The sequence below is a fragment of the Ewingella sp. C233 genome, assembly GCF_055407225.1.
In genome coordinates, this window is record NZ_JBUZRI010000002.1 from 1 (window position 1) to 11,884 (window position 11,884).

The window sequence follows — 11,884 nt, forward strand, 5'->3', positions numbered from 1 at the left end:
ATCGTCTTGTGAGTGCCCACACAGATTGTCTGATAAATTGTTAAAGAGCATGCCGCAGTTCGCAAGGAATCTTATGCGGCGCGGGAGGCGTATATTACGCTTTCCCGCTGAAGAGTCAAGAGATTATTTATTCGAACTTTCGTCTTTTTCCCTTCCTGGCCGAGCGACTTCTCAATCGTTGTTCCCGGTCAGTGGAGGCGCATTATAGGGAGTTCTCAGAAGGCCGCAACCCTTAATTTCAAATAAATTACTGACCGTTCTTTTTTTGGACAAACCCACCTAAATCGGGTGAATTACATACAAAAAAAGAGGCTCAGATGAGCTCTGAGCCTCTAAAACGCTATTTTGCTGCATTTCGACCGGTTATTGGCGAGCCACGATATGATCATTTTCCACATCTATCGTGATCGGTTTACCCGGAATCAGCTTCCCTGACAATATTTGCTGAGCCAGCGGGTTCTCGATTTCCTGCTGGATTGCGCGTTTAAGTGGCCGCGCACCGTATACAGGGTCGAAACCAGTGTTGCCAATCAGCTCCAGAGCCGCATCGGTTAATGTGGCTGTGTAACCATGTTCTTCCAAGCGCTTGTACAAACGCTCCAACTGGACCTTCGCGATATTTTTGATATGCGCATGAGCCAGTGGATGGAAGACAACCACTTCATCAATACGGTTGATGAATTCAGGACGGAAGTTCTGAATGACCACTTCCATCACTGATGCTTTCATCTGCTCATAAGTCGCTTCACCGAAATGCTGCTGAATAACGTCAGAACCCAGGTTAGAGGTCATGATCACCACAGTATTGCGGAAATCTACCGTTCTACCCTGCCCGTCAGTCAAACGCCCGTCATCCAGAACCTGCAGCAGAATGTTGAAAACATCCGGATGCGCCTTCTCCACTTCATCTAATAAGATGACGGAGTAAGGGCGACGGCGTACAGCCTCCGTTAAGTAACCCCCCTCTTCATAGCCGACATATCCTGGTGGCGCCCCCACCAAACGAGATACAGAGTGTTTCTCCATAAACTCAGACATGTCGATACGCACCATGGCATCATCACTATTAAAGAGGAAGGTCGCCAGCGCTTTACAAAGTTCTGTTTTACCAACCCCGGTTGGGCCAAGGAAGAGGAATGAACCGATCGGACGGTTTGGATCCGATAAGCCAGCACGACTACGGCGAATCGCATTCGATACCGCTTCTACCGCTTCATTCTGTCCAATGACCCGATGATGCAACTCTTCTTCCATGCGCAGCAGTTTTTCACGCTCGCTTTCCAGCATTCTCGCTACCGGAATACCGGTCCAGCGAGCCAGCACGTCCGCAATTTCCACATCAGTTACCCGGTTTCGCAGCAACTTCATGGTTTTGCCTTCTGCCTGAGTTGCCGCAGCCAGTTGTTTTTCCAGTTCTGGAATTTTACCGTACTGCAATTCAGACATACGACCCAGGTCACCGACGCGTCGCGCCTGTTCCAGCGTTATCTTGGCCTGCTCAAGCTCGGTCTTAATATTCTGAGTACCGGTCAGAGAGGCTTTCTCTGCTTTCCACTCTTCATCAAGCTCCGAGAATTCACGTTCTTTCTGATCAAGCTCGGTTTCCAGCATTTCCAGACGTTTAACGCTGGCATCATCAGACTCTTTCTTCAGAGCCTGCTGCTCCAGTTTTAACTGGATAATACGGCGTTCAAGGCGATCCAAAGCTTCTGGTTTTGAGTCCATCTGCATACGGATGCTGGATGCCGCTTCGTCTATCAGGTCAATGGCCTTATCCGGCAACTGACGGTCAGAGATATAACGATGCGACAACGTTGCCGCCGCCACGATAGCCGGGTCAGTGATCTGCACATGGTGATGCAGTTCATAACGCTCTTTCAGCCCGCGCAAAATTGCGATGGTGTCTTCAACTGATGGCTCAGCAATAAAGACTTTCTGGAAGCGACGCTCAAGTGCTGCATCTTTCTCTATATACTGACGGTACTCATTTAACGTCGTGGCACCCACGCAGTGAAGTTCACCCCGCGCCAGTGCAGGCTTGAGCATGTTGCCTGCGTCCATTGCGCCGTCAGCTTTACCTGCGCCGACCATGGTGTGCAATTCATCAATAAACAGGATGACATTACCTTCCTGTTTTGACAGGTCATTGAGCAGGCCTTTCAGGCGCTCTTCGAACTCACCACGGTATTTCGCACCGGCCACCAAAGCGCCCATATCTAATGAAAGTACGCGTTTATTTTTCAGACCTTCAGGCACTTCACCGTTAATGATGCGCTGAGCAAGACCTTCGGCAATCGCCGTTTTACCGACACCAGGCTCACCGATTAATACCGGGTTATTCTTGGTACGACGTTGCAGTACCTGAATGGTGCGGCGAATTTCTTCGTCACGGCCAATCACCGGATCAAGTTTGCCTTGCTCTGCACGTTCGGTCAGGTCGATAGTGTATTTTTTCAAAGCCTGACGTTGGTCTTCAGCTCCCTGATCATCCACTTTATCGCCACCTCTCATTTGATCAATTGCCGCACTGATTTTCTCAACCGTTGCGCCGCTGGCTTTGAGCAGGTCAGTCAAGGTGCCGCGGTCTTTCAGCGCCGCGAGAATAAACAGTTCGGATGAAATAAATTTATCAGCGCGTTGCTGCGCTAATTTGTCACAATGATTTAAAACACGTACCAGTTCACTGGATGGTTGAACATCACCACCGGTACCTTCAACTTGCGGCAATCGCCCCAAAGCCTGTTCTATATCCGTGCGCAGTCGCGGGGTATCTATCCCGGCAGCGGTCAATAACGGACGTACCGTCCCGCCTTCCTGAGTGAGCAAAGCACTCATCAGGTGAACAGGTTCGATAAATTGGTTGTCGCGCCCAAGTGCGAGTGACTGAGCATCGGCGAGGGCAAGCTGGAATTTACTCGTAAGACGATCCAGACGCATAACTCCTCCTATTCTGAACAAAATTGCTACTGGAGAATAGATGAGGTCAACCCTCACGTTTTCAAGGTTATCTTGTCAGTAAATTATGAGTACAACGCCATGCGCCGGCGGATGGTCTTGATAAGGAAGGTTATATAAGCCAAATTAAACTTGCCATTCGTCCGGTGTTAACATCACGTCGGTAAGAGTAAAATTTTGTGCTGTCAGTTACCGTGCAATATTCCCCGCCATAAATGCGAGTCACACCGCAAGAATTCAAGCGCAGTCGTGCCAGATGATAGATATCCGCTAGGAATTTATTCCCTTGGGGCTGGAAGGCGACTTTGGCCAGTGGATCGGCCGACATAAATGCCTCCCGAACCTCCCCCCCCACTTCAAACTGTTGCGGACCAATCGCCGGTCCCAGCCAGGCAATAATGTCTGAAGTTTTCGCAGAGAATTCAGTCACGGTTTTTTCGAGCACGCCCGCATGCAGCCCCCGCCACCCTGCATGTGCGGCAGCGACTTCATCTCCAGCAAGGCTGGAAAAAAGGACCGGCAGACAGTCGGCGGTCATGGCCGCGCAGACGACGCCGCGATGATGAGTGTAAGTGGCATCCGCCACCCGCGTGGGTGAATAAGGAGTCGTAGGCGTGAGCCTGACAACGTCGGTGCCGTGTACTTGTTCGAGCCAGTGTGGTGCTGCGGGAAGCGCGGCTAAATCGATGAGGCGCAGGCGGTTGGCGTTGACGGACTGAGGATCATCACCAACGTGTGAACCCAGATTGAGTGAACCAAAGGGCGGCAAACTGACACCGCCCTGACGCGTCGTCGTACATGACCGCACCGTTAAAGGCTGCGGCCACTGAGGCTGAATGAGCGAACTCATCACCAATTCATCTGATCCTTGAACTCTTCAGTATCGGCCTTGAGCGCATTAATCAGATCGATCATATCCTGTGGAAGTGGCGCGTGCCATTCCATCTCAATACCTGTGACCGGATGATAAAGACGCAACATGGTTGCATGCAGAGCCTGGCGGTCAAAACCGCGCAGCGTAGCAATGAAGGATTCCGAAGCGCCCTTTGGCAAGCGAGGACGCCCACCATAAAGCTGATCGCCTAACAGAGGATGGTTGATATGCGCCATATGTACACGAATCTGGTGTGTACGGCCGCTTTCCAGACGCAGACGCATACGCGTATGAGCACGGAAGTGCTCCATAATGCGGTAATGCGTAGTAGCAGGTTTACCCATTGGGTGAACCGCCATGTGCGTGCGCTTAGTCGAATGGCGGGCAATAGGTTGATCCACCGTGCCTCCAGCCGTCATGGTGCCCATCGCTATCGCTTCATATTCGCGGGTAATTTCGCGCGCCTGTAACGCTTCAACCAGATGTGTTTGTGCGGGTACGGTTTTCGCGACCACCATCAAACCGGTGGTGTCTTTATCCAGACGGTGAACAATGCCACAACGCGGTACGTCCATGATTTCTGGATAATAATGCAATAACGCATTCAGCACGGTACCATCAGGATTCCCTGCACCTGGGTGAACAACCAGATCTCGGGGTTTATTGATGACTAAAATATCGTTATCTTCGTAGACAATGTTTAACGCGATATCCTGTGGCAGCCAACGCGCATCTTCTTCAATTTGCGCATCGATTGCGATAGCCTCGCCACCCAACACTTTTTCTTTTGGTTTGGTCACTTTCTTGCCATTAACTTGCACCCTGTCATCCAGGATCCAATCTTTTATGCGAGATCGTGAATAATCAGGGAACAATTCGGCCAAAGCCTGATCTAACCGTTGACCGAGTTGAGATTCGGCCACCGTTGCGGTGAGTTGTACTTGTTGTGCCATATGCAGCTTCTTGGTTAACGTTGGGTTTTCACGGCGATGCCGTTTAAAATAATGTGCTATTGTAGCTGGTCTTTGTCGGGAGCTTAACGGACAGTCTCCCAGAATAACACCTGAGGATAATCAAAACGTCATGACGCGTGTGAAATATCTGGTGGCAGCAGCCACGTTGAGCCTGGCGCTGGTCGGTTGCTCCGGTTCCAAAGAAACGGTTCCCGATAACCCGCCAAACGTACTTTATGCTACTGCCCAGCAAAAGCTGCAGGACGGTAACTTTAAGGGCGCTATTGCTCAATTAGAAGCGTTGGATAACCGCTATCCATTTGGACCTTACTCACAACAAGTGCAGTTAGATCTGATCTACGCTTATTATAAGTCTGCTGACTTGCCTTTGGCTCAGGCCTCTATTGATCGCTTTATGCGCCTGAACCCGACCCATCCGAACATTGATTACGTCATGTACATGCGTGGTCTGACGGATATGGCGCTGGACGACAGTGCGTTGCAAGGCTTCTTCGGTATCGATCGTTCCGACCGTGATCCGCAACATGCACGTGCCGCTTTCCGTGACTTCAGCCAGCTTATTCATAGCTATCCGAACAGTCAGTATGCAACCGATGCCAATAAGCGTCTGGTATTCCTGAAAGATCGTCTGGCCAAATATGAGCTGTCGGTCGTGCAATACTACACTAAACGTGGTGCTTACGTCGCCGTCGTTAATCGTGTAGAGGAAATGCTGAAGAATTACCCGGATACCAAAGCGACGCGTGATGCGCTGCCACTGATGGAAAATGCCTATCGTGAACTGCAACTGAATAACGAAGCGGACAAAGTTGCTAAAATCATTGCAACCAACAACGCGTCATAATTCAGGGTTAAGGATCACTAAAACTTTGTCCGGAACAAACGGTAGCTCAGGCTGCCGTTTTTTTTGCGTTGAATAAAATAAAGTAATGATTTTTAAAGCAGAGATGATTCTGGAAGGGGCGATCAAGCGGAACATATCTTATCGATATTGCTTTATTCTGACCAAAGTCACAAGCCCTATCCGGCCGATAATTACCCCAAGTCACAGTTTTGTTTCTCTTGACAAAAAGTGACAAAAAAACGTGATTTCCATCACGCATTTTGTCTCAAAGGCAGGTATGCTGAATCCATCCTAGACGGAAAGACAGAGAGGTAAATTACATGACAGTGAACATTACCAGCAAACAAATGGACATCACTACAGCGATTCGGGAACACGTCGAAGACCGTCTAAAAAAACTGGAAAAATGGCAAACTCAGTTAATTAACCCACACATTGTTCTTTCGAAAGAACCTCAGGGATTCGTCGCCGATGCGACCATTACAACCGCCAATGGGCCGCTGGTTGCCAGCGCAACGCATGATGACATGTACGCAGCCGTTAATGATCTGATTGCGAAACTTGAACGTCAGTTGAACAAAGCCCAGCACAAAGGTGAGGCACGCCGCGCAGAAACCTGCGTCAAAGAGATGAACCTGGAACCTGTTGAAGAAGAGGAAGAGGAAAAGTAGTTTCCAGTTTTCACGCTCAAAAACAGCGCGCTCTCCGGAGCGCGTTTTTTATGCCTGCTGGAAATTGTATTGACACAATGAAAACCCAGCGGTTACTTTAGAGCCAGACTTCATCAGAGAAATCACGACGCATGAACACAAAACTGTTTTTCTTCGCATTCTTTTTTACCTTCCCCTGACTGGGAGGCGTTTCGTCGCGAAAGAATGAATGCGAAGACGAACAACAAAGCCTCCTGAAAAGGGGGCTTTTTTTATGCTCATAATTTGGCAAATTCGACAGAAAGAAAGCACATAAAAAAGGGTGACATAATGACCGAGAATCCGTTGCTGGCACTACGTGAACGCATCAGCGCGCTAGACTTAAAATTACTGGCGTTACTGGCAGAAAGGCGCAATCTGGCCGTAGAAGTTGCACAGTCTAAAATGCATTCTCATCGCCCTATCCGCGATAAAGAGCGTGAAAAAGAGCTGATTAACGCCCTGATTATGGAAGGCAAAAAGCAGGGGCTTGATGGTCACTACATCACCCGTGTTTACCAGCTGATTATCGAAGACTCCGTTTTGACTCAGCAGGCATTGTTACAACAACATCTGAATCAGACCAGCTCTGGCTCCGCACGCATCGCTTTTCTGGGGCCCAAAGGGTCCTACTCCCACCTTGCTGCCCGACAGTACGCCGCACGCCATTTCGAACAGTTCATCGAATGCGGCTGCCAGAAATTCCAGGATATCTTCACTCAGGTCGAAACCGGTCAGGCTGACTACGCCGTTCTGCCGATTGAAAATACCAGTTCCGGCGGCATCAACGATGTCTATGACCTGCTGCAACACACCAGCCTGTCGATTGTCGGCGAGATGAATAACCCTATCGACCACTGTGTACTGGTTGCCACAGACACTGATCTGTCGAAAATTGAGACGGTCTACAGCCATCCGCAGCCTTTCCAGCAGTGCAGCCAGTTCATTAACCGCTACCCGCACTGGAAAATTGAATATTGCGAAAGCACCGCCGCTGCGATGGAGAAAGTCGCCGCGGCTAAGTCTCCACACGTTGCCGCACTGGGAAGTGAGGCTGGCGGTGCGTTGTATGGCCTGCAGGTACTGGAACACAATTTGGCGAATCAGGAACAGAACATTACCCGCTTCATTGTGCTGGCCCGTAAAGCCATTGAAGTGACTGAACAGGTTCCGGCGAAAACCACCTTCATTATGGCGACAGGTCAACAGGCCGGTGCTCTGGTGGAAGCCCTGCTGGTACTGCGCGAGCACGGCATCATTATGACCAAGCTGGAATCACGCCCAATCAACGGGAATCCGTGGGAAGAGATGTTTTATATCGATGTGCAGGCTAACCTGCGCGCTGAAGCGATGGAGAAAGCATTGCGCGGCCTGGGTAACATCACCCGTTCACTGAAAGTGCTAGGTTGTTACCCGAGCGAAAACATTGTCCCCGTGAATCCGGGCTGAATGGCCGCTTAAACAACAAAAAAGGCCATACCGTTTAACCGGATGGCCTTTTGTATCGTGTTCATCGCGCAATTAACGTCGGTTATCGTTCGCCTGACGCAGCAACGAGCCACTCTCTTTGAGGAAACGTGGCGCGTAATCGCCAAACCAGTTTTCTACCTGTTTGAATTTGCGGATAAACGCCTGTTTATCGCCACTCTCAAGCAATGCCAGTGCATCACCGAAACGCTGATAATAGCGTTTGATCAGCGCCAGATTACTTTCTGAAGACATAATAATGTCTGCATATAGCTGCGGATCTTGTGCAAACAGTCGCCCGACCATCGCCAATTCGAGGCGGTAAATCGGTGAGGACAGTGCCAGCAGTTGATCAATCTGCACATTTTCTTCGCACAGATGCAAGCCATAAGCGAAAGTTGCAAAGTGGCGCAGCGCCTGAATAAAGGCCATGTTCTGATCGTGTTCAACCGCGCTGATTTTGTGTAACCGGGCACCCCACACCTGTAACTGCTCAAGCAACCACTGATAGGCCTGTGGTTCACGACCATCACAGTAAACCACAACCTGCTTGGCAAGGCTGCCAACATCCGGGCCGAACATCGGATGCAGGCCCAGCACCGGCCCTTCATGCACCGCGAGCATCGCCTGAAGCGGGCGATTCTTCACAGACGCGAGATCGACAAGAATACAGTCTGCTGGCAGTTTCGGTAACCGGCCAATCACCTCTTCGGTCAGATGAATTGGCACGCTGACAATCACCATACCGGCATCAGAAAGCAGAGTTTCGGCCTGCGGCCAATCCTCCTGCTCCAATACTTTGACCTGATAACCCGACAGTTCGAGCATACGGGTAAATAAGCGCCCCATCTGCCCCCTGCCGCCAACAATCACGATTGGTCGTAATTCTGGACGAAGGGTTTTGAAGCCCTTATCGTTTTCACTGGAGTAAGACTCACGCATAACGCGGCGTAAAACATCTTCGATCAAATCGGGAGGAACGCCCAACTGCTGCGCTTCCTGCCGGCGCGAAGCCAGCATGGCGGCTTCCCGTTCTGGAACATAAATGGGCAAACCGTAGCGGCTTTTGACCTCACCCACTTCCGCCACCAAATTCAGGCGACGGGATAGAAGATCCAATAAAGCTTTATCCACTTCATCGATCTGATCACGCAATGCGTTAAGTTCAGCCACCATATAACTACTACTCTCCTGCGATTCGTGCCGCCAGCGACTCGCCCAGTTCCTGGTGCATAGTCCGCAGCAATGTTTCTGTGCTTTCCCAGTTAATGCAGGCATCTGTCACGGAAACCCCGTACTTCATCGTAGAACGGGGTTGTTCAGAAGACTGGTTGCCTTCGTGCAAATTACTTTCCAGCATCAAACCGGTAATTGAGCGGTTACCCGCTTTGATTTGATCGATGACTGACTGTGCCACCACGGTCTGGCGGCGGTAGTCTTTGTTCGAGTTACCATGGCTGCAATCTATCATCAAGGAAGGGCGGAGTCCCGCATCCTGCATCTGTTTTTCACAGACCTGCACATCCTGACTGCTGTAGTTCGGCGTCTTACCGCCGCGCAGGATCACATGCCCGTCCGGATTGCCCTGAGTTTGCAGCAAGCAAACCTGACCTGCCTGATTGATACCCACGAAACGGTGTGGCATTTCAGCAGCGCGCATGGCGTTGATCGCAGTGCCAAGGCTGCCATCGGTACCATTTTTAAAACCCACCGGCATAGAAAGACCGGAAGCCATTTCGCGGTGCGTTTGTGACTCAGTGGTACGCGCTCCGATAGCTGACCAGCTGAACAGGTCACCAAGGTATTGCGGGCTGTTCGGATCCAGTGCTTCCGTCGCCAGTGGCAGACCCATACCGACCAATTGCAGCAGCAGATTACGCGCAATATGCAGGCCCGCTTCCACGTCAAACGTGCCGTCCATGTGCGGATCGTTAATTAAGCCTTTCCAGCCGACAGTAGTACGTGGTTTTTCAAAGTAGACGCGCATAACAATGTACAGACGGTCACTTAACTCATCAGATAAGATTTTCAGGTGACGGGCGTAATCCAGCGCGGCATCCAAATCATGAATGGAGCAAGGACCGCATACCACCAGCAGACGAGGATCGCGACCGTGCACAATATCTGCGATGGTCTTACGTGCCTGGGCAATATTATTTTCGTCATTGATACCTAATGGAAAACGAACTTTCAGCTCTTCAGGAGTGATTAAAATCTGCTCTGCGCTGATATGTACATTATTGAGTGCGTCTTTTTGCATGGTGGCCGTCCGCTGTCAGTAAAAGGGGTGCTGGTTATCAGCATGCCGTGACGATAACACAGGCTGTAAAGATTTCAAACCTAATATGTAAACTTTTACTTACCATAAGCCTACTAAAACCCCAAAATCGTAAATTTAACTTTCCATTATTAAACGGCCAACCTGCTTTGTTACCGCTAGCTTTGTGCGTCATAAACGATAACAACCTGACTAAAACCCCGCTTAGTAAAATCAACACCATCACAGCAATTATGGACATTAATCAAACAAAATCCCCAGAGTCATTAAATTATTAATAACAATTTAAATTAAGAAAATAATAAAACTCGCATAACCACAACATTCATATGGAAAAGGATGATCCCCTTCGCATATTTATTTACACAGTTAATTAACTATTAATTCATCTTTTACCTTGCGTTAATTATCACCCTGAATTTCAAGAACTATTTTGAATTCAACGGAGGGAATATGATCACATTACAATTTGCCATTATTATACTTTGCCTGCTTATTGGTACCCGGTATGGCGGAATGGGCCTGGGCCTCATCAGCGGAATAGGATTATTCTTTCTGACTTTCGTTTTTGGACTGGAACCGGGTAAACCGCCTATCGACGTAATGCTGACGATACTGGCCGTCATCGGCTGTGCCGCCGTATTACAAACGGCTGGCGGGCTTAACGTGATGATGCAATTTGCGGAAAAACTGTTACGCAAACATCCGCAGCACATCACCTTACTCGCACCGTTAACCACCTGGATGCTGACGTTTCTGTGCGGCACCGGACATGTTGTCTACACCATGTTCCCTATCATTGCTGACATCGCACTGAAAAAAGGGATCCGCCCGGAACGTCCGATGGCCGTGGCATCAGTGGCATCGCAAATGGCGATCACCGCCTCGCCAGTCTCGGTGGCCGTTGTTTCATTGGTTTCGATTATCGCCGCAGGCCACGGATATGGTCAGGCGTACAGCATCCTGCAAATACTGGCGATTTCCATTCCGTCCTCGCTGTTTGGCGTGGTGATGGCGGCCTTGTGGAGTTTAAAGCGGGGAAAAGAGCTGGAGAACGATCCGGATTTTCAGCTAAAAATAACCGATCCCAAACAGCGGGAATATATTTACGGCAATACAGAAACCTTGCTCAATCATGTTTTTCCTAAACAAGCCTACTGGTCTACCTGGATATTTTTTGCAGCGATTATTATCGTCGTCTTATTAGGTTCCTTTTCTGAATTACGCCCATCGTTTGACACCGGTGGCAAACTAAAGCCTTTATCCATGAATCTGGTCATTCAGATGATGATGCTGATCGCCGGTGCGGTCATCCTTATCGGCTGCAAAGTGAAATCGGCGGATATCGCCAATGGCCCGGTATTTAAGGCAGGGATGGTGGCGATATTTTCTGTATTTGGCGTGGCGTGGATGAGCGATACGTTCTTTCAGGCCCATCTGGGGGAATTGAAAACCGCATTACAAGGCGTGGTACAGAGCCATCCGTGGGCTTATGCGCTGGTACTTTTTTTAGTGTCAAAGCTGGTGAACAGTCAGGCTGCGGCGCTGACGGCCATCGCGCCAATGGCGCTTCAGCTCGGCATCGACCCCAAAATGCTGATCGCTTTCTTTGCGGCTTCTTACGGCTACTTTGTGCTGCCAACCTACCCCAGCGATCTGGCCTGCATCGGCTTTGACCGCTCCGGCACCACGAAAATCGGCAAATACATAATCAACCACAGCTTTATCATTCCCGGCCTGATTGGCGTGTCGTGTTCCTGTCTGGCAGGCTACCTGCTGGTGACAACATTTATGTAGCAGCCC

Annotated in this window: 9 protein-coding genes and 1 other annotated feature; of the genes, 4 read left to right on the forward strand and 5 right to left on the reverse strand. The window is 49.8% G+C overall.

Features of this window, described 5'->3' with window-relative positions:
* Positions 1-363 precede the first annotated feature (363 nt).
* The 3 genes from clpB to rluD all read right to left on the reverse strand — a co-directional run bounded on the left by clpB (position 364) and on the right by rluD (position 4,782).
* Positions 364-2,937, reverse strand: a complete 2,574-nt coding sequence (clpB, locus tag ACZRKO_RS12230) for an ATP-dependent chaperone ClpB (protein ID WP_463737551.1) — start codon at positions 2,935-2,937, stop codon at positions 364-366.
* Between the two features lie 130 nt (positions 2,938-3,067).
* Positions 3,068-3,805, reverse strand: coding sequence for a purine nucleoside phosphorylase YfiH (yfiH, locus tag ACZRKO_RS12235; protein ID WP_463737552.1), 738 nt, complete (start codon positions 3,803-3,805; stop codon positions 3,068-3,070).
* The gene (gene rluD / locus ACZRKO_RS12240) at positions 3,805-4,782 is read right to left on the reverse strand and encodes a 23S rRNA pseudouridine(1911/1915/1917) synthase RluD (RefSeq protein WP_463737553.1); all 978 of its coding nucleotides are present in this window, start codon (positions 4,780-4,782) and stop codon (positions 3,805-3,807) included. Before rluD ends, yfiH begins: the two co-directional genes overlap by 1 nt.
* 130 nt (positions 4,783-4,912) lie before the next feature.
* Here rluD and bamD point away from each other — a divergent pair, with 130 nt between their 5' ends.
* The 3 genes from bamD to pheA all read left to right on the forward strand — a co-directional run bounded on the left by bamD (position 4,913) and on the right by pheA (position 7,785).
* Positions 4,913-5,647: an outer membrane protein assembly factor BamD gene (gene bamD / locus ACZRKO_RS12245; RefSeq protein WP_140475966.1), complete on the forward strand. Its 735-nt coding sequence runs from the start codon at positions 4,913-4,915 to the stop codon at positions 5,645-5,647.
* A gap of 320 nt (positions 5,648-5,967) precedes the next feature.
* Positions 5,968-6,318: a ribosome-associated translation inhibitor RaiA gene (gene raiA, locus ACZRKO_RS12250; RefSeq protein ID WP_463737554.1), complete on the forward strand. Its 351-nt coding sequence runs from the start codon at positions 5,968-5,970 to the stop codon at positions 6,316-6,318.
* A 130-nt stretch (positions 6,319-6,448) separates the two neighbouring features.
* Positions 6,449-6,573 (forward strand) — a sequence feature (Phe leader region).
* A 54-nt stretch (positions 6,574-6,627) separates the two neighbouring features.
* A complete protein-coding gene (gene pheA, locus ACZRKO_RS12255) occupies positions 6,628-7,785 on the forward strand; it encodes a bifunctional chorismate mutase/prephenate dehydratase (protein WP_463737555.1) in 1,158 nt (385 codons plus the stop codon).
* Positions 7,786-7,857: 72 nt separating this feature from the next.
* On the opposite strand, the gene tyrA is transcribed toward pheA, so the two are convergent.
* On the reverse strand, positions 7,858-8,979 hold the full coding sequence (gene tyrA / locus ACZRKO_RS12260) for a bifunctional chorismate mutase/prephenate dehydrogenase (RefSeq protein WP_463737556.1): 1,122 nt from the start codon (positions 8,977-8,979) through the stop codon (positions 7,858-7,860).
* Between the two features lie 7 nt (positions 8,980-8,986).
* Positions 8,987-10,063, reverse strand: coding sequence for a 3-deoxy-7-phosphoheptulonate synthase (locus ACZRKO_RS12265; protein ID WP_463737557.1), 1,077 nt, complete (start codon positions 10,061-10,063; stop codon positions 8,987-8,989).
* Between the two features lie 471 nt (positions 10,064-10,534).
* Between ACZRKO_RS12265 and ACZRKO_RS12270 the strand changes: the two genes are divergently transcribed.
* Positions 10,535-11,878 (forward strand): anaerobic C4-dicarboxylate transporter, encoded by a 1,344-nt coding sequence (locus tag ACZRKO_RS12270; RefSeq protein WP_463737558.1) that lies wholly within the window; start codon positions 10,535-10,537, stop codon positions 11,876-11,878.
* The last annotated feature ends 6 nt before the right edge of the window (positions 11,879-11,884 follow it).

Coding starts and splice junctions, on each gene's coding strand:
- clpB (WP_463737551.1), bottom strand. CDS start 2,937: ATGCGTCTGGATCGTCTTACGAGTAAATTCCAGCTTGCCCTCGCCGAT.
- yfiH (WP_463737552.1), bottom strand. CDS start 3,805: ATGAGTTCGCTCATTCAGCCTCAGTGGCCGCAGCCTTTAACGGTGCGG.
- rluD (WP_463737553.1), bottom strand. CDS start 4,782: ATGGCACAACAAGTACAACTCACCGCAACGGTGGCCGAATCTCAACTC.
- bamD (WP_140475966.1), top strand. CDS start 4,913: ATGACGCGTGTGAAATATCTGGTGGCAGCAGCCACGTTGAGCCTGGCG.
- raiA (WP_463737554.1), top strand. CDS start 5,968: ATGACAGTGAACATTACCAGCAAACAAATGGACATCACTACAGCGATT.
- pheA (WP_463737555.1), top strand. CDS start 6,628: ATGACCGAGAATCCGTTGCTGGCACTACGTGAACGCATCAGCGCGCTA.
- tyrA (WP_463737556.1), bottom strand. CDS start 8,979: ATGGTGGCTGAACTTAACGCATTGCGTGATCAGATCGATGAAGTGGAT.
- ACZRKO_RS12265 (WP_463737557.1), bottom strand. CDS start 10,063: ATGCAAAAAGACGCACTCAATAATGTACATATCAGCGCAGAGCAGATT.
- ACZRKO_RS12270 (WP_463737558.1), top strand. CDS start 10,535: ATGATCACATTACAATTTGCCATTATTATACTTTGCCTGCTTATTGGT.